The organism is Burkholderia sp. Tr-20390, from assembly GCF_017104595.1.
GTDB lineage: Bacteria > Pseudomonadota > Gammaproteobacteria > Burkholderiales > Burkholderiaceae > Burkholderia.
The window spans coordinates 1-17,922 of record NZ_JAAGPC010000176.1 but is presented as its reverse complement, the minus strand read 5'-3'; the positions used below and the strand labels follow the sequence as shown (position 1 = coordinate 17,922).

Below are 17,922 nucleotides of genomic sequence, written 5' to 3'. Positions count from 1 at the left end.
GGGCGGGCATCGTTCGTGCAGGTACGGGGCGCGTTCAGCGGGCCGCCGGTGGAGGCGCGCTGGCGGCCCCCCGGACGCGCGGACGCGAACCCGCCACGGTGCCCGTGCGGACGGCGGGCCATGCCCGCCGGGCCCGCGCCGCCGCGCGACACCGCCGGCTGGGGGGCGCCCTCGCGATCGCGCTGGCGCTGCATGCCGCCGCGGCACGCGCGGAGCCGGCGCCCGCGCGGCCCGCCCCCGCGGCTGCCCCCGAGCCCGGCGTGCTGTTTCTCGACGTGTCGCTCAACGGCGAGCCGACCCACCGGATCGCCCGCGTCCAGCAGATCGACGGGCGACTCTACGCGGCCTCCGCCGACCTGAACGATCTCGGCGTCGCGACGGGCGAGCGCACGCACGAGCCTTCGAATACGCTCGTCGCGCTCGACACGCTCCCGGGGCTGCGCTACGACGTGGACACGAGCCGCCAGACGCTCGACCTGCGCGTGCCCGACGCGCTGCGCATTCCGCACACGTTCGACACGCGCGCGCTCACCGCCGCGCCGCCCGCCACGGCCGGCCGCGGCTTCGTGCTGAACTACGATGCCTACGCGCAGACCCTCGCCCATTCGCCGCTCGCCATCTGGAGCGAGGCGCGCTATTTCGACCCGGCCGGCGTCTTCAGCAGCACCGGCATCGCGTACCTGTACGACGACCGCCAGCGCTACCTGCGCTACGACACGTCGTGGACGCGCTCGAGCCCGGCGACGCTCACGACCACGCAGTTCGGCGACACGATCTCGTCGTCGCTGTCGTGGACGCGCTCGCTGCGCATCGGTGGCGTGCAATGGCGCAGCAACTTCGGCCTGCGCCCCGATCTCGTGACGTTCCCGGTGCCGGCGCTGTCCGGCAGCGCGGTCGTGCCGACGTCGGTCGACCTGTACGTGAACAACGTGCGCCAGTTCAGCGGCGACGTGCCGGGCGGGCCGTTCGTGATCAACAGCGTGCCGGGCATCACCGGCTCGGGCAACGCCACCGTCGTCACGCGCGACGCGCTGGGCCGCTCGGTGTCGACGTCGATTCCGCTGTACATCGATACGCGCCTGCTCGCGCCGGGCCTCGCGAGCTATTCGGTCGAGGCGGGTTTCCTGCGACGCGCGTACGGCATCACCTCGTTCGACTACGCCCACACGCCGGCGGCGAGCGGGTCGCTACGCTACGGCATCAGCGAGCGGCTGACCGTCGAGGCGCACGCGGAAGCGACGAGCGGCGTCTACAACGCCGGCGCGGGCGTCCTCGCGCGCATCGGCAACGGCGGCGTCGCGAACGCGTCGCTGGCCGTCAGCGCACAGCGCGGCGCCGGCGCGCAGGTGGGCTTCGGCTACCAGTACGTGACGCCGCGTGTCTCGATCGATGCGCAGACGCTGCGCGCATTCGGCGGCTACGGCGACCTCGGTGCGCGCGAGGGCATCCCGGTGTCGAGCGCCACGGACCGCATCACGGTGTCGTTTCCGTTCCTGCGCGCGCAGACGCTGTCGTTCAGCTATCTGGGCCTCAAGTACCCGGGCATCGATGCATCGCGCATCGGTTCGATCGCGTACCTCGTCAATCTCGGCATGCTGACGTCGCTGACCGTCAGCGCGTTCCAGGATTTCAGGCAGCGCGACACGCGCGGCTTCTTCGCCAGCGTGAGCATCGGCCTCGGCGGCAACACGTCGGTCTCGGCCAGCGCGGGCCGGCAGAACGGCGAATCGACCTACGCGGTGAACGCGTCGCGCCCGCCCGACTACGGCGGCGGCTTCGGCTGGAACGTGCAGGCGGGCACCAGCGCCGCGCTGCGCTATGGGCAGGGTCAAGTGCGGTATCTCGGCCGCGCCGGCGAAGTCACGCTGCTTGCGCAGTCGTTCGGCGGGCGCGGCAACGCGTCGGTCGACGTCACGGGCGCGCTCGTGCTGATGGACGGCCGGCTGATGACAGCGCGCCGCATCGACGACAGCTTTGCGCTCGTCTCGACCGATACGGGGCGCGTCCCCGTCTTGCACCAGAACCGGCTGATCGGCGAGACCAACCGCGCCGGCTACCTGCTGGTGCCCGATCTGAACGCGTACCAGAACAATCGCGTCGCGATCGACGGCGCGACGCTACCGGCCGATGCGCGCATCGCCGACACGACGCTCGACGTCGTGCCGCAGGCGCGCTCGGGCGTGCTCGCGCATTTCGCCGTGTCGCGCTACAGCGCGGCGTCGATCATCCTGCACGCGCCCGACGGTACGCCGCTGCCACCGGGGCTCGAAGTCCGCGACGTCGAGAACGGCCAGCGCACGATCGTCGGCTACGACGGCCTCACGTTCGTCGACGGCCTCGTCGAGCACAACCGCCTGGAAATCTCCGGCAACGGCCACGATTGCGCGGTTGCCTTCGCGTACCGGCGGCCGGACGACGGCACGCTGCCGCGGATCGGCCCGCTGACCTGCTCGCCGCGCTAGCGCCCGCGGCGGGCTTGTGCCGGACACCCGGCCGCGAATGCTAAAATCCCCGGATTCCTCGGCGGCGCACGCCGCTCAATCTCCCTTCGAAGAATCGCCATGACGTCCCAACTGCACAAAAAGGGCGAGGCCTGGTCGGCCCGCTTCTCGGAACCGATGTCCGAGCTGGTCAAGCGCTACACGTCGTCGGTATTTTTCGACAAGCGCCTCGCGCTCGTCGACATCGCCGGCTCGCTCGCGCACGCGAACATGCTCGCCGCGCAGAAGATCATCAGCGCCGACGACCTGGCCGCGATCGAACGCGGGATGACGCAGATCAAGGGTGAAATCGAGCGCGGCGAATTCGAATGGCAGCTCGACCTGGAAGACGTCCACCTGAACATCGAGGCGCGCCTGACCGCGCTGATCGGCGACGCCGGCAAGCGCCTGCACACGGGCCGCTCGCGTAACGACCAGGTCGCGACCGACATCCGCCTGTGGCTGCGCGGCGAGATCGACCGCATCGGCGGCCTGCTGAACGACCTGCGCGGCGCGCTGCTCGACCTCGCGGAACAGAACGCCGACACGATCATGCCGGGCTTCACGCACCTGCAGGTTGCCCAGCCCGTCACGTTCGGCCACCACCTGCTCGCGTACGTCGAGATGTTCTCGCGCGACGCGGAGCGCATGCGCGACTGCCGCACCCGCGTGAACCGCCTGCCGCTCGGCGCGGCCGCGCTCGCCGGTACGAGCTACCCGATCGATCGTCACGCGGTGGCGAAGACGCTCGGCTTCGACGGCATCTGCGCGAACTCGCTCGACGCGGTGTCGGATCGTGACTTCGCGATCGAATTCACGGCGGCTTCCGCGCTCGTGATGACGCACGTGTCGCGCTTCTCCGAGGAACTCGTGCTGTGGATGAGCCCGCGCGTCGGCTTCATCGACATCGCCGACCGCTTCTGCACCGGCAGCTCGATCATGCCGCAGAAGAAGAACCCGGACGTGCCCGAGCTCGCGCGCGGCAAGACGGGCCGCGTGAACGGCCACCTGATGGCGCTGCTGACGCTGATGAAGGGCCAGCCGCTCGCGTACAACAAGGACAACCAGGAAGACAAGGAACCGCTGTTCGACACGGTCGACACCGTCGCCGACACGCTGCGGATCTTCGCCGAGATGGTGGCCGGCATCACCGTGAAGCCGGACGCGATGCGCGCGGCCGCGCTGCAGGGCTTCTCGACCGCCACCGACCTCGCCGACTACCTCGTGAAACGCGGCCTGCCGTTCCGCGACGCGCACGAAGCCGTCGCGCACGCCGTGAAGATCTGCGACGACCGCGGCATCGACCTGGCCGACCTGACGCTCGACGAGATGAAGCAGGAACTGCCGAACGTCGCGCACCTGATCGGCGAAGACGTGTTCGGCTACCTGACGCTCGAGGGCTCGGTCGCGAGCCGCAACCACCCGGGCGGCACCGCGCCCGACCAGGTGCGTGCGGCGGTCAAGGCGGCGCGCGCCGCGCTCGGCCAGTAAGCCTGCTGTTCCGGACGGACGCCCTCGGCGTCCGTTTTTCATTCGGGCGGCCGTCGCGCCGCCCATCGCCTGCCCTGCTTCCCGAATGCCGCCGATGACCTTTTCCGCCGCGCTCTTCGACATGGACGGCCTGCTCGTCGATTCCGAGCGGACCATCATGAACACGTGGATCGACGTGTCGAATGCGCACGGCGTCACGCTGACCACCACCGACTACCTGCAGATCGTCGGCCGCTCGTTCGCCGAAGGCCAGGTCATCCTGGCGCGGCTGATCGGCAACCCCGATACGTTCGACGCGGTGCGCATCCGCGTGCGCGAGCAGCTCGCGGCGCCCGAACCGCATCCGAAGTTTCCGCTGAAGCCGGGCGCGTTCGCGCTGCTCGACGCGCTCGCGCAAGCCGGCATTCCGTGCGCGGTCGCGTCGTCGTCCGCGCGTGAGGTCGTCCGTGCGCGGCTCGACGCGGTCGGCTTGCTGCCGTTCTTCCGCGCGATCGCGGGCGGCGACGAAGTCGCGCGCGGCAAGCCCGACCCGGCCGTCTACCGGCTCGCGGCCGAACGCCTCGGCGTGCCGACCCACGCCTGCGTCGCGTTCGAGGACAGCGACTTCGGCGCGCAATCGGCCGCCGGCGCGGGCGCATCGGTCATCACCGTGCCCGACCTGAAGGCGCCGACGCCCGAAATCGTCGCGCTGAGCCTGCACGTGCTCGCGTCGCTCGACGATGCGCTCGCGCTCGTGCCGTCGTGGTTCGGCGGGCTCGAGACGCAACGGCCCGCCTGACTCACGGCCGCCAAATGAAAAACGGGCACCTTTTCGGGTGCCCGTTTTGCTTTTTGCCGTCTCGCCGGATCACCGGCGTCGCCATTGCGCTTACTTGTTGCCGGCCGTCTCCGACAGCCGCTTCATCGTCGCGATGCGCGCGCCGATCAGGTCGACGCGGCCGTCCTCGCCGACGAGCGGTGCCGTCGCATCGCGGAACCCGACCCACGCGCGCTGCGCGCGCACGAGCGTCGCGGCCGAATGCGTGGGCATCTTGCGGCGCAGCTTCTGGTAATAGCGGTTCAGGTCGAACAGCGCATGCTCGCACGCGGCGTCCTGTTCGCACGGTCGCACGCGGCGCACGGCCGGATCGCGCGGCGCGTTCGCCGGCTTGGCGTTCGGTTTGACCCCGCCCTGGGCCGCGCTCGGGGCATCACCCGCGCTGCCCTGCGCGCCGCTCGTGGCCGCGACCGGCACGGCAGCGGGTGCTGGCGCATAGCGATCGGCCGCACCGCGCAGCGCCAGTGCACGGTCGCGCACGGGCTGCAGCTGCAGGTCGGCACTCGACATCGCGTACGACGTCCCGCGCGTGGTGTCGTACACGGCCTTCAGCAGATGCACTTCGTCCTTGCGCCACGTGAGCCAATGGCGCTGGCTGTCCTGCCAGCCGCGCTTCGCGTCGGCCGGCGCATCCTTCAACAGGCGCTGGTACGCGCCGTCCATCACGGCCTGCCACTGCTGCTGCGCCTCGCCCATGCACTGGATCTGGCCGGCCGGCGACGACCGGTCGCGCCGCGCGAGACACTGCCGCATCGCGACGTCGATCGGGTCGGCCGCCGCGACTTCCGCGTGCGCGACCCCGACTCCCGCCAGCCCTGCCGCCCCTGCCGCCCAGACGGCGAGCGCGGCCAGTGCCGCGCGCATCGCCTGGATTCGTCCGTGCGTCGCCATCAGTCGCGCACGCAGTCGACGAAGTACTCGACCCGGCCGTTCACCTCTTCCGCGACGAGGCCGTGGATGTCGGTGTGGAAGCCCGGGAAGCGTTCGTTGAAGTCGCGCGCGAACCGCAGGTAGTTCACGATCGTCTTGTTGAAGCGCTCGCCCGGGATCAGCAGCGGAATGCCCGGCGGGTACGGCGTGAGCAGGATGCTCGTCACGCGGCCTTCGAGCTCGTCGAGCGGCACGCGGTCGATCTTGCGGTGCGCGAGCTTCGCGAACGCGTCCGACGGCTTCATCGCCGGTTCCATGTCCGACAGGTACATCTCGGTCGTCAGGCGGGCGATGTCGTTCGCGCGGTACACGTCGTGGATCTGCGTGCACAGGTCGCGCAGGCCGACACGCTCGTAGCGCGGATGCTGCGCGACGAATTCCGGCAGCACGCGCCACAGCGGCTGGTTGTTGTCGTAGTCGTCCTTGAACTGCTGCAGCTCGGTCACCATCGAGTTCCAGCGGCCCTTCGTGATGCCGATCGTGAACATGATGAAGAACGAGTACAGGCCGGTCTTCTCGACGATGATCCCGTGCTCGGCCAGGTACTTCGTGACGATCGCGGCCGGAATGCCGGTCTCGCCGAACTCGCCGTCGACGTCGAGCCCCGGCGTGATGATCGTCGCCTTGATCGGGTCGAGCATGTTGAAGCCTTCCGCCAGCGGGCCGAAGCCGTGCCAGTGGTCGTTCGGCTTCAGCATCCAGTCCTCGCGCGAACCGATGCCTTCCTCGGACAGGTTGTCCGGGCCCCACACGCTGAAGAACCAGTCGTCGCCGTATTCGGCGTCGACCTTGCGCATCGCGCGGCGGAAGTCGATCGCCTCGGCGATCGATTCCTCGACGAGCGCGGTGCCGCCCGGCGGCTCCATCATCGCGGCCGCGACGTCGCACGACGCGATGATCGCGTACTGCGGGCTCGTGGACGTGTGCATCAGGTACGCCTCGTTGAAGCGATGCTTGTCGAACGTACGGTTCTCCGAATCCTGCACGACGATCTGCGAGGCCTGCGAGATGCCCGCGAGCAGCTTGTGCGTCGAGTGCGTCGCGAACACGAGCGCGCCGGTGCGCGGACGGCCGTCGCCGATCGCGTGCATGTCGCGGTAGAAATCGTGGAAGGTTGCGTGCGGCAGCCACGCTTCGTCGAAGTGCAGCGTGTCGAGCAGGTCGCCGAGCAGGTCCTTGATCATCTCGACGTTGTAGACGACGCCGTCGTACGTGCTCTGCGTGATCGTCAGGATGCGCGGCTTCATGTCCGGGTTCTCGCGCATCGCTTCGCGCGCGAACGGGTTCGCGTCGATCTTCTTGCGGATGTTCTCCGGCTTGAATTCGTCGCGCGGGATCGGCCCGATGATGCCGAAATGGTTGCGCGTCGGCGTGAGGAACACGGGGATCGCGCCCGTCATCGTGATCGCGTGCAGGATCGACTTGTGGCAGTTGCGGTCGACCAGCACGATGTCGCCCGGGGCGACCGTCGCATGCCAGACGATCTTGTTCGACGTCGACGTGCCGTTGGTCACGAAGAACAGGTGGTCCGCGCTGAAGATGCGCGCCGCGTTGCGCTCGGACGCCGCGACGGGGCCCGTGTGGTCGAGCAGCTGGCCGAGTTCGTCCACTGCGTTGCAGACGTCCGCGCGCAGCATGTTCTCGCCGAAGAACTGGTGGAACATCTGGCCGAGCGGGTTCTTCAGGAACGCGACGCCGCCCGAGTGGCCCGGGCAGTGCCACGAGTACGAGCCTTCGTCCGCGTACTTCACGAGCTCCTTGAAGAACGGCGGCGCGAGCGAGTCGAGATAGACCTTCGCCTCGCGGATGATATGGCGTGCGACGAACTCCGGCGTGTCCTCGAACATGTGGATGAAGCCGTGCAGCTCGCGCAGGATGTCGTTCGGCAGGTGGCGCGACGTGCGCGTCTCGCCGTACAGGAAGATCGGGATGTCCGCGTTGCGGCGGCGCACTTCGGTGACGAACGCGCGCAGCTCGATGATCGCGGTCGCGAGCTCGGGCAGCTCGCCGTCCTGGCCGGTCTCGCCGAGCATGAGTTCGTCGTCGTCGATCGACAGGATGAAGCACGACGCGCGGCTCGACTGCTGCGCGAACGACGTCAGATCACCGTAGCTCGTGAGACCGAGGACTTCGACGCCCTCCTTCTCGATCGCTTCGGCCAACGCCCGGATGCCGGAGCCCGAGATGTTCTCGGAGCGGAAATCTTCGTCGATGATGACGACGGGGAAACGAAACTTCATGGGCGATTCTCCAAAAAGAACGACCGCGGCGCGTCACGCGCAGCGGTCACCCGGAAACTGGTGAGACGTTATGCAACCAGATCAGGTTTTCGGCAGCGTGACACCACGCTGCCCCTGATACTTGCCGCCGCGATCCGCGTACGACACGTCGCACACTTCGTCGCTCTCGAAGAAGAGCACCTGGGCGACGCCTTCGTTCGCGTAGATCTTCGCGGGCAGCGGCGTGGTGTTCGAGAATTCCAGCGTGACGTAGCCTTCCCACTCGGGTTCGAACGGCGTCACGTTGACGATGATCCCGCAGCGCGCATAGGTCGACTTGCCGAGGCAGACCGTCAGCACGGTGCGCGGGATGCGGAAATATTCGACGGTGCGGGCCAGCGCGAACGAGTTCGGCGGGATGATGCACACGTCGCCCTTGAAATCGACAAACGAACCCTCGTCGAAGTTCTTCGGGTCGACGATCGTCGAGTTGATGTTCGTGAAGATCTTGAATTCGTCCGCGCAGCGGATGTCGTAGCCGTAGCTCGACGTGCCGTAGCTGACGATCCGGCGGCCGTCCTCGGACGCGCGGACCTGATCGGGCACGAACGGCTCGATCATCTTGTGCTCTTCGGCCATGCGCCGAATCCATTTGTCGGACTTGATGCTCATATCGGGGCGCCTGGAAACGCTGCGTGACGGGAAACGAAGGCCGCCATTCAGGACGGCGGCCAGGGAAAGGCCGACATTTTACGCGATCATCGGCGCACGCACGCGGCGGCCGTCACCGGATCACGCCACAGGCGAGCGCGGGCCCCGCGCCATGCTGCGGAAACGCGGGATCGCTCGGTTCGCGGTGCACCAGCGCCGCGCGGTTCATCGCCGAGCGCACGCCATCGAGGGCCAGATCGGGCGCGACGATGAAGCCGGCCGCGACGCCGTTCGCGTCCGCGTGGATGTTGCCGAGATCGCCGGCGACGCGGGCACCCGCGCGCAGCCGGTCGGCCGCCGGTGCGAACACCTGGCCGGCGCTCGAGCCGTCGCCCGCGTTGCAGTCGCCGCGTTCGTGTACCTGCAAGGCGTGATCGCTGTTCGGCGGCAGCCCGGCGAGGTTGTAGGTGACCTGCACGCCGTCCGGACGCTCGACGAACGTCACCGCGCCGCGCGCCTGCGAGCCGACCGTCGGCTGCAGTTGTGCGTCGGCCCGTTTTTCGTGCGACGAGGAAAAGGAGGTGCAGCCGGCCAGCAGGCCCAGCGCGGCGGCGGCCAGCAGCGCGCACCGCGCGCGGCCGGCGTACACGCCGTGATGTCGTTGTTTCATTCGATCCTCATGCCGGCTGACGGCCGTTTGACACGACGGCCGCGCCGGGCGGGTAAAGGGACCCGGGAAAAGTCGCCATGATACCGCGCCTCGCGGCGCCGTAAACAGCGTGAGGCCCCGCCCCGCAAGGGTTTTACGTATTTTGAACAACGATCGACGGGAACTTCGACGTCATGTCGCGCGATCGCTCGGCAATCGCCAGCGCAACACCGCGCGCGATTTCGCGATAGCGACGCGCCAGCGCGCCTTCCGAATCGGCCACGACCGTCGGCGTGCCGCTGTCGGCGCGCTCACGGATCGCGATGTCGAGCGGCAGGCTGCCGAGCACGTTCACGCCGTACTCCTTCGCCATCCGCTCGGCCCCGCCGGCGCCGAAGACGTGCTCCTCGTGGCCGCAGTTCGAGCAGATGTGGATGCTCATGTTCTCGACGATGCCGAGGATCGGAATCCCGACCTTCTCGAACATCTTCAGGCCCTTCTTCGCGTCGAGCAGCGCGATGTCCTGCGGCGTCGTGACGATCACCGCGCCCGTGACGGGCACGCGCTGCGCGAGCGTCAGCTGGATGTCGCCCGTGCCGGGCGGCATGTCGACGATCAGGTAGTCGAGCTCGCGCCAGTTGGTCTGGCGCAGCAGCTGCTCGAGCGCGGAAGTCGCCATCGGGCCGCGCCATACCATCGGGTTGTCTTCCTCGATCAGGAAGCCGATCGAGTTCGCCTGCAGCCCGTGGCCGACGAGCGGGTTCATCGACTGGTTGTCGGGCGACTCGGGACGCTGGCCGTGGATGCCGAGCATCGTCGGCAGCGACGGACCGTAGATGTCGGCGTCGAGGATGCCGACCGACGCGCCTTCCGCGGCGAGCGCGAGCGCGAGGTTGACGGCCGTCGTGCTCTTGCCGACACCGCCCTTGCCCGACGCGACCGCGACGATGTTCTTCACGTTCGGCAGCAATTTCACGCCGCGCTGCACCGTGTGCGCGACGATCTCCTGCGAGACCGCGACGCGCGCGTCGCGCACGCCGGCCACGGCCTGCAGCGCCGCGGTGACGCGAGCGCGCACGTCGTCGTGCTGGCTGCGCGCGGGATAACCGAGCACCACGTCGAGCGCCACGACGTCGCCGTCGATCGCGACGTTGCGCACGCCCTTGTTCGCCGCATACGGACGGCCGGTATTGGGGTCGACGACAGCCGCCAAAGCGGCGTCGACTTGTGCCCGGTCAATGCTCATCGAAACTCCGTGAAAACGTTTTTCTCGCGCGCAAACGTCAAAAAATATCAAATTACGGCGCGAAAATCGGGAAAAGTGAAAGAATCTGTTGCACGCCATTGCGCGAACGCGCGACCCGGCGCACTCTTCGCGTGCGGCATGCTATGGGGCCAAATCGGCCACTTACCGCCTATATTGTAGAGGCTGACGCGTCGCACTGTCCCAACAGCCACGCTGACGGGCAGGGCATGCAGCCACCTCGGCGGCTGCCGCGAGCACGGGCCTGCCCTCCTTTTTCGGGCGGCCCGCGCAGGGAGCCATAACTGTTGTTGTCGTCGTTGTCGACTCGTTCAACCAAGAGAGGAATCCAAGATGAACATGAAAATCGCGACCCGCTTGTCCGTCTTCGCATTGGCCGGCGCACTGCTGGCAGGCTGCGCCACGCAGCAAGGCAACAACGCGGCCGTCGGTACCGGCACGGGCGCAGCACTGGGCGCAGGCATCGGCGCGCTGGCAGGCGGCGGCAAGGGCGCGGCGATCGGCGCTGGCGTCGGCGCACTGGTCGGCGGCGTGACGGGTTACAACTGGCAGGCGATCAAGAACAAGCTCGCACCGTCGGCAGCGCAAACGGGTACGCAAGTGACCGAGCAGCCGGACGGCTCGCTGAAGCTGAACGTGCCGAGCTCGGTGACGTTCGCGACGAACCAGTACGCGATCACGCCGGCCTTCACGCCGCTGCTGAACGACCTGGCGACGACGCTGAACCAGAACCCGCAAGTGACGGCTTCGATCGTCGGCTACACGGACAGCACGGGCTCGGCGCAGCTGAACCAGACGCTGTCGCAGAACCGCGCACAAAGCGTCGTGAACGCACTGGCGCAGCGCGGCGTGAACGGCGGCCGCCTGTCGGCGCAAGGCATGGGCGCATCGAACCCGATCGCGGACAACGCGACCGAAGCCGGCCGCGCACAGAACCGCCGCGTCGAAATCTACCTGCGCGCAGCGCAGGCGCAGTAAGCGCGCGACGAGGAGAAAGCGCGGGCGCGCCGCCCGCGCAGCCCCGCCGGACAAGGCTTCCGGCGGAGCCGGTAACAAATCGAAAAAATTTTCGAACTTCTGTCGCAGGCCGTGGTCAGTATTTACGGTACGCGGCTGGTGTTGCCGGCGCGTCACCATTCTCCTCTTGTCGTTGTTGCTCCGGGGCCGTATCCGCCCCGGTTTTTTTTGCCCGCAGAAATCGTGCTGCGCCGCAGCACACCGCCCTCGGGCATCCCGCTTGCGTGGCCCCGCCTGTTTCGGCGCCCGGTCGAGGGCGCCTGCCCGCGTCGCCGGCGCGCGCCCCTGCTAGAATCGCAGTTTCCCGTCGTTTTTCCGCCGTTCCTCTACAGACCCTATGTCCGCATCCGACCTCACTTCCGTGCAGGCTGCGGCGCCGCAAGGTGGCCGCCAGATCCTCGTTACGTCCGCACTGCCCTATGCCAACGGGCAGATCCACATCGGCCACCTGGTCGAGTACATCCAGACCGACATCTGGGTGCGGACGCTGCGAATGCATGGCCATGAGGTCTACTACATCGGTGCCGACGACACGCACGGCACGCCGGTCATGCTGCGCGCGGAGAAGGAAGGCCTGACCCCGAAGCAGCTGATCGATCGCGTGTGGACCGAACACAAGCGCGACTTCGACAGCTTCGGCGTGTCGTTCGACAACTTCTACTCGACCGATTCGGACGAGAACCGCGTGCTGAGCGAGAAGATCTACGTCGCGCTGCAGGACGCCGGCTTCATCGCCGAGCGCGAGATCGAGCAGGCGTACGATCCCGTCAAGGAAATGTTCCTGCCGGATCGCTTCATCAAGGGCGAGTGCCCGAAGTGCCACGCGAAGGACCAGTACGGCGACAGCTGCGAAGTGTGCGGCTCGACCTACCTGCCGACCGAACTGCTGAACCCGTATTCGGTCGTGTCGGGCGCGACGCCGGTGCGCAAGACGTCGAAGCACTACTTCTTCCGCCTGTCCGATCCGCGCTGCGAAACGTTCCTGCGCGAATGGGTGAGCGGCCTCGCGCAGCCCGAAGCAACCAACAAGATGCGCGAATGGCTCGGCGACGCCGGCGAGGCCAAGCTCGCCGACTGGGACATCTCGCGTGACGCGCCGTATTTCGGCTTCGAGATCCCGGGCGCACCCGGCAAGTATTTCTACGTGTGGCTCGACGCGCCGGTCGGCTACTACGCGAGCTTCAAGAACCTGTGCGAGCGCAACGGCATCGACTTCGATGCGTGGGTCCGTCCGGGCTCGACCACCGAGCAGTACCACTTCATCGGCAAGGACATCCTGTACTTCCACACGCTGTTCTGGCCCGCGATGCTCGAGTTCTCGGGCCACCGCACGCCGACCAACGTGTTCGCGCACGGGTTCCTGACGGTCGACGGCGCGAAGATGTCGAAGTCGCGCGGCACGTTCATCACCGCGCAGAGCTACATCGACACGGGCCTGAACCCCGAATGGCTGCGCTACTACTTCGCCGCGAAGCTGAACGCGACGATGGAAGACATCGACCTGAACCTCGACGACTTCCAGGCACGCGTGAACAGCGACCTCGTCGGCAAGTACGTGAACATCGCGAGCCGCGCGGCAGGCTTCCTGATCAAGCGCTTCGACGGCCGCGTGCAGGACAGCGCGATGAACCATCCGCTCGTCGCGAAGCTGCGCGAGGCGATCCCGCAGATCGCCGCGCACTACGAAGCACGCGAGTACGGCCGTGCGCTGCGCCACACGATGGAGCTCGCTGACGAGGTGAACGCGTACGTCGACGGCGCGAAGCCGTGGGATCTCGCAAAGGATCCGGCCAACGCGGTCGCGCTGCACGAAACCTGCAGCGTGAGCCTCGAGTCGTTCCGCCTGCTGTCGCTCGCGCTGAAGCCGGTGATGCCGCGCGTGGCCGAAGCCGTCGAGTCGTTCTTCGGGATCGCGCCGCTCGCCTGGGCCGATGCCGCGAAGCCGCTGTCGTCGGAGCAGCCGATCAAGGCGTACCAGCACCTGATGACGCGCGTCGACCCGAAGCAGATCGAAGCGCTGCTCGCCGCGAACCGCGATTCGCTGCAGGCCGAAGCCACCGGCGCGGCTGCCGCGAGCGCGAACGCCGCGAAGGATGCGAAGAACAACGCGAAGGCGAACGCGAAGCAGGCTGTCGTGAACGGCGCGGACGACGCACCGATCTCGATCGACGATTTCGCGAAGATCGACCTGCGCATCGCGAAGATCGTCGCGTGCCAGGCCGTCGAAGGCTCGGACAAGCTGCTGCAACTCACGCTCGACGTCGGCGAGGAAAAGACCCGCAACGTGTTCTCGGGCATCAAGTCCGCGTACCAGCCCGAGCAGCTCGTCGGCAAGCTGACCGTGATGGTCGCGAACCTCGCGCCGCGCAAGATGAAGTTCGGCCTGTCCGAAGGGATGGTGCTCGCCGCGTCGGCCACCGACGAGAAGGCCGAGCCGGGCCTCTACATCCTCGAGCCGCACAGCGGCGCGAAGCCCGGCATGCGCGTGAAGTAAGCCGAACGCGCTGCCGCTTGCGCAAAAAAGAAGCCCCGCACGATGTGCGGGGCTTTTTCATGGCTGCTCGGCGCGCCGCCCGCCCCCGCGGTCACTGCTGAACCAGCGATCAAAACGCCGCGTGTAGTTCAGGTCGACGCCCTGGAACGTGCCGCCGTACGCGGATACCGACCAGAAGCGCGTCAGGTTGATCGTCGCCTTGAACGCGTTGGCCGCCGATTGCAGCCCCTGCTCGAAGCCGAGCACGAAGCGCTCGTTGATCGCCTTCGACACGAGCACGACCTGCGGATCGGTCAGGCCGACTTCACTGCGCCCGACCGAAACCTCGTCGAGACCGAAAGTCTGCGCGACGCGCTTGCCGGTCACGCTGCCGAGCAGCCCGAGCGCCGCCGTCATCGCACCCTGCTGGCCGACGTTGTTGCCCTGGTCGGTGCCGTGGCCGAACAGCAGCCACGACAGTTTTTCGTTTTCGGTGACGTTCGGCTCCGACACGAGCTTGACCGTCAGCGACTGGATCGTGCCCGTCACCTGCACGCCGGCCTCGACCTCCTGGTTGCGCCGCATCGCGAGGATGTTGACGCCCGGGTTCGACACGGGGCCGTTGAACGTGAAGAAGCCGTTCTCGACCGCGAGCTTGCGGCCGAACGACGTGTACGTCGACCCTTCGGTCACGCGCACGTTGCCGACCGCGCGCAGCGGCACGCCCGGCGCGCTCATCACGGTGATCGTGCCGCGCAGCCCGAGATCCGCGCCGTGACCCTTGAAGCGGAAGTTGTTGCCGAGGCCGATGTCGATGTTCGCGCGCGGCGCGAGCGACGGCGCCGGCTTGTCCTCGACCGGCTTCGGCTTCGCGACCGCGGAACCGGTCGGCGTCTCGCCGCGCACCGTGCCGCCCGGCTGCTCGATCACCACATCGTCCGACAGGTGCGGCGCCGATTCCTCGGGCAAGTCGAACAGCGCGCGGTCGACGACGAACTTGCCGTCGATCGACAGTGCGCCACGCGGCCCGTCGTTCGCAACCGTCGCCTTGCCCGACAGCGACAGCTTGCGGTCCGGCGCCGCGAACAGTTCGAGCTTGTCCGCGACGATGCTCGCGGTCAGGTCGGGCGCCTCGCCGTCGAGGCGCACGCGGCCGAGTGCGCGCAGCGTACCGTCGCCACCGTGGAACTCGACCTGCTGGAATTCGACGAGGTTTTCCGACAGCTTCACGCGCACGATGCCGTCCTTCAGCTGCACGCCCTGGTCGATCAGCGTCGCGGACAGGTCGTCACCCGTCAGCATCCCCGACAGGTTCGGCTTCACCGGCGTGCCGGCGACCGTCAGCTTCAGCGCCGCGCGCCCGCCGAGCAGGTAGCTCGGCCCGAACAGGTTGCCGGTCGTCTTCAGCGCCGGGATGTCGGCGTCGATGCGACCCGACAGCGGGCCGTCGTCGACCACGCCGAACATCCCGTCGCGCAGCGCGAACGGCACGGTGACGTTCGCGTCGAGCGTGCCGATCCGGGCCGCCTTCGCGAGCGCCGTCACGTTGAGCCGGTTGCCGGGCGTGAAGCTCGCGCGCGCGGACAGGTCGGTCAGCCCCAGCGAGGCGATGCCGCGCCCGCTTTCGATCGTCACGTCGCCGCCGCGGCGCTTCACCTGCACGTAGCCTGTCGCGTTCGCGCCGAGCGAGAAATCCCAGTCGGCATCGAGCACGACGTCGGTGCGCACCGGCGGCCGCTGGCCCGTCAGTTCCTGGCGGACCTCGAGGAAACGCGCGACCGACGCACCGGTCACCGAGCCCGCCGAGCGCATCTGGCCGTGATCGAACACGAACGACTTCAGGTCGATCGCCGCGCCTTCGAGCGTGAGGCGCGTCGCGCCGAGCGTCACGCGGCCGGCGCCGGCCGACACGGTCAGCGGCGACTGCAGCGCGATGGTCGGCGTGCCGCGGTTCGCAAGACGCGTGACGGTGCCGTCCCAGCGCATCCCGTCGCGATTCTCGACCACGCCGCCATTCGCCGCGAGCGTCACGTCGATCACGCGGCCGCCGGCCGCCCCGAGTGCCGACGCGTCGAGCGTGTGCTTCGCGCGCGTGCCGTTGAGGTTCGCGCGCAGCGATTTCAGCTTCAGCGAGCCGAGCGCGATGTCGGACGCATCGGCCGTGAACACGAGCGCGCCGTGCGCGCCGTCGCGGATGTCCGCGCGGCCCTGCGCGGCACCGATCCGGTTCGAGCCGACGACGACGTGCTCGGCCTTGTAGGTGGCCGTCACGTTCGGGTGCGCGAAGCTGCCGGTCAGGTCGCCCTGCGCCTGCACGAGCCCTTGCACGCCGAAGCCGAGCCGGTCGAGCTGCGGCGCGTCGACGACGAAGCGCAGCCGGTCGCCGGGCGCGCCGAAGCTGCCGCGCAGGTCGACATGGTTGCCCGCGATCGACAGGTTCGCGTTGCTCGGCAAGATGCGCGAGCCGGCCAGCTGCACGACGCCGGCGCCGGTCAGCGGCACGCCGTCGTACAGGCTGTCGCCGAGCTTGAAGGTCGCCTTCGTCGATACCTGCGGCGCGAATGCGCCCGACGCCGTCAGCGTGCCCGACACGCGCGTCTCGCCGCGCGGGGCCGGCGCTTTCGGGGCCTTGGCGGGCGCCTTGCCGCCCCCCGCCTTCGGCGCGCTCATCGCGGCGAGCAGCAGCGGATCGAATGCGGTCAGCGTCGCCTTCGCGTCATAGCTCGAATGCGCATCGTGGCGGAACACACCCGTCAGGTCGATCCGGCCCTTGCCCGCCGTCACGCGCGCGTCGGTCAGCACGGTCTGCTGCGGCGTCAGCGCAACCTTCGCGCGGGCGCCGAGCGCGAGCTTCGGATCGTTCAGGTTGAAATCGACGGTCGTGACATCGCCCGCGAGCGTCACGCCGAGCGGGCCGGCGAGGCGCATCGGCCGCAGCTCGGCGACGAACGCGTTCAGGTCGAGGTTCGCGACCTTCAGGTCGAAGCGGCCCTTGCCGCCCGTCAGCGTGCCGTTGCCTGTCACGCTGCCGTCGCGGATCAGCTTCAGTGCGAGATCGTCGATCCGCTGCGCGTGCGCGTCGAGATGCACGTTCGCGTGCGCGTCGATCACCGGCAGCCGGTGGTCGCCGAGCGTGCCGGGCTTCGCGTTGACGATCGACACCGGGCCGGTCACCGCGAAACCCTTCGCGGGCTCGGCCCCGGCCGGCGCGGTCACCGGCGCGAGTTCCGCGCGCACCGCGAGATCGGCGGCCGGCGCACCGGGTGCGAGCGCCTGCGGATTCACGTGATCGAACGCGAGCGATGCGCGCGTGAGCGGCACCGCGCCGAACGGCGCGGCCTCGACGTGCGCGCGCCCGTTCAGCTTCATCCCGCTTGCGTCGACTTCGGCGACGAGCGCCTCGAGCGACCCCGACACGCGCGCACGCGCGTCGACCGGCTCGTCGGACAGCTTGCCCGCGTAGGTGGCGTCACCCGTCAGCGCGAACGGCTTCACGCCGTCGAGCTTCGCGCGCGCGGTCAGCGCGCCGTACGGCGTATCGATGCCCTCGAGCACGAGTTCATGGTGACGGCCGTCGCTGCGGCCGTTCAGCGCGATATGGTCGAGTTGCGTCGTCGAGCCGCCGTCGTGGATCGCGAGGTGATCGACGCGCAGGTCGTCGATCCGCAACTGCAGCGGCAGGCTCAGGTCCTGCGGCGTCGTACTCGGCGTCGACGGCCCCGGCGCGATCCGCACGTCGATCGTGCCGGCGCGAAGGTACGCGATGGACAGCCGCCACGGCGCGCGGGTCAGGGCCCAGCGGCCGTCGAGCCGGTCGATGCGGATTTCGGTGCCGGTGCCGTCGGGGCTCGTCCACGCGAATCCGCGCAACCGCACGCCGGTCGCAAGCGAGCCGCCGTCGAGCGTGCCCGCGAGCCGCGCGCCGAGCACA

General features: G+C 68.6%; 11 protein-coding genes. 5 read left to right on the top strand and 6 right to left on the bottom strand.

Annotated features, from left to right (window positions below; translation table 11 throughout):
- Nucleotides 1–158 precede the first annotated feature (158 nt).
- The 3 genes from G3N98_RS32040 to G3N98_RS32030 all read left to right on the top strand — a co-directional run bounded on the left by G3N98_RS32040 (nt 159) and on the right by G3N98_RS32030 (nt 4,749).
- Nucleotides 159–2,462, top strand: coding sequence for a fimbria/pilus outer membrane usher protein (locus G3N98_RS32040; RefSeq protein ID WP_206150439.1), 2,304 nt, complete (start codon nt 159–161; stop codon nt 2,460–2,462).
- Nucleotides 2,463–2,561: 99 nt separating this feature from the next.
- Nucleotides 2,562–3,971, top strand: a complete 1,410-nt coding sequence (gene argH / locus G3N98_RS32035; protein ID WP_089431567.1) for an argininosuccinate lyase — start codon at nt 2,562–2,564, stop codon at nt 3,969–3,971.
- Nucleotides 3,972–4,065: 94 nt separating this feature from the next.
- On the top strand, nt 4,066–4,749 hold the full coding sequence (locus tag G3N98_RS32030; RefSeq protein WP_206150437.1) for an HAD family phosphatase: 684 nt from the start codon (nt 4,066–4,068) through the stop codon (nt 4,747–4,749).
- A 90-nt stretch (nt 4,750–4,839) separates the two neighbouring features.
- On the opposite strand, the gene G3N98_RS32025 is transcribed toward G3N98_RS32030, so the two are convergent.
- From G3N98_RS32025 to apbC, 5 genes are all read right to left on the bottom strand, one after another.
- Nucleotides 4,840–5,679, bottom strand: coding sequence for a lysozyme inhibitor LprI family protein (locus tag G3N98_RS32025; RefSeq protein ID WP_206150436.1), 840 nt, complete (start codon nt 5,677–5,679; stop codon nt 4,840–4,842).
- Nucleotides 5,679–7,958 carry an arginine/lysine/ornithine decarboxylase gene (locus G3N98_RS32020; protein ID WP_206150435.1) on the bottom strand — a complete coding sequence of 760 codons (2,280 nt, stop codon included), beginning with the start codon at nt 7,956–7,958 and terminating at the stop codon, nt 5,679–5,681. The genes G3N98_RS32025 and G3N98_RS32020 overlap by 1 nt, the downstream gene beginning before the upstream one ends.
- Before the next feature lie 81 nt (nt 7,959–8,039).
- Entirely contained in the window at nt 8,040–8,609 is a 570-nt protein-coding gene (gene dcd / locus G3N98_RS32015; RefSeq protein WP_006398615.1) for a dCTP deaminase, read from the bottom strand.
- Nucleotides 8,610–8,721: 112 nt separating this feature from the next.
- Nucleotides 8,722–9,258 carry a superoxide dismutase [Cu-Zn] gene (gene sodC, locus G3N98_RS32010; protein ID WP_089426094.1) on the bottom strand — a complete coding sequence of 179 codons (537 nt, stop codon included), beginning with the start codon at nt 9,256–9,258 and terminating at the stop codon, nt 8,722–8,724.
- A 133-nt stretch (nt 9,259–9,391) separates the two neighbouring features.
- A complete protein-coding gene (gene apbC / locus G3N98_RS32005) occupies nt 9,392–10,483 on the bottom strand; it encodes an iron-sulfur cluster carrier protein ApbC (RefSeq protein WP_089426095.1) in 1,092 nt (363 codons plus the stop codon).
- 351 nt (nt 10,484–10,834) lie between these two features.
- On the opposite strand from apbC, the gene G3N98_RS32000 reads away from it, so the two are divergent.
- Nucleotides 10,835–11,479 carry an OmpA family protein gene (locus G3N98_RS32000; RefSeq protein WP_043189806.1) on the top strand — a complete coding sequence of 215 codons (645 nt, stop codon included), beginning with the start codon at nt 10,835–10,837 and terminating at the stop codon, nt 11,477–11,479.
- 376 nt (nt 11,480–11,855) lie between these two features.
- Nucleotides 11,856–14,012: a methionine--tRNA ligase gene (gene metG, locus G3N98_RS31995; RefSeq protein ID WP_206150434.1), complete on the top strand. Its 2,157-nt coding sequence runs from the start codon at nt 11,856–11,858 to the stop codon at nt 14,010–14,012.
- A gap of 57 nt (nt 14,013–14,069) precedes the next feature.
- On the opposite strand, the gene G3N98_RS31990 is transcribed toward metG, so the two are convergent.
- Nucleotides 14,070–17,921 (bottom strand): translocation/assembly module TamB domain-containing protein, encoded by a 3,852-nt coding sequence (locus G3N98_RS31990; RefSeq protein WP_346779119.1) that lies wholly within the window; start codon nt 17,919–17,921, stop codon nt 14,070–14,072.
- Nucleotide 17,922 lies beyond the last annotated feature (1 nt).

What these genes read in the sequence shown, in the direction of transcription:
- argH (WP_089431567.1), top strand. Translation starts at nt 2,562, where the DNA reads ATGACGTCCCAACTGCACAAAAAGGGCGAGGCCTGGTCGGCCCGCTTC.
- G3N98_RS32030 (WP_206150437.1), top strand. Translation starts at nt 4,066, where the DNA reads ATGACCTTTTCCGCCGCGCTCTTCGACATGGACGGCCTGCTCGTCGAT.
- G3N98_RS32025 (WP_206150436.1), bottom strand. Translation starts at nt 5,679, where the DNA reads ATGGCGACGCACGGACGAATCCAGGCGATGCGCGCGGCACTGGCCGCG.
- G3N98_RS32020 (WP_206150435.1), bottom strand. Translation starts at nt 7,958, where the DNA reads ATGAAGTTTCGTTTCCCCGTCGTCATCATCGACGAAGATTTCCGCTCC.
- dcd (WP_006398615.1), bottom strand. Translation starts at nt 8,609, where the DNA reads ATGAGCATCAAGTCCGACAAATGGATTCGGCGCATGGCCGAAGAGCAC.
- sodC (WP_089426094.1), bottom strand. Translation starts at nt 9,258, where the DNA reads ATGAAACAACGACATCACGGCGTGTACGCCGGCCGCGCGCGGTGCGCG.
- apbC (WP_089426095.1), bottom strand. Translation starts at nt 10,483, where the DNA reads ATGAGCATTGACCGGGCACAAGTCGACGCCGCTTTGGCGGCTGTCGTC.
- G3N98_RS32000 (WP_043189806.1), top strand. Translation starts at nt 10,835, where the DNA reads ATGAACATGAAAATCGCGACCCGCTTGTCCGTCTTCGCATTGGCCGGC.
- metG (WP_206150434.1), top strand. Translation starts at nt 11,856, where the DNA reads ATGTCCGCATCCGACCTCACTTCCGTGCAGGCTGCGGCGCCGCAAGGT.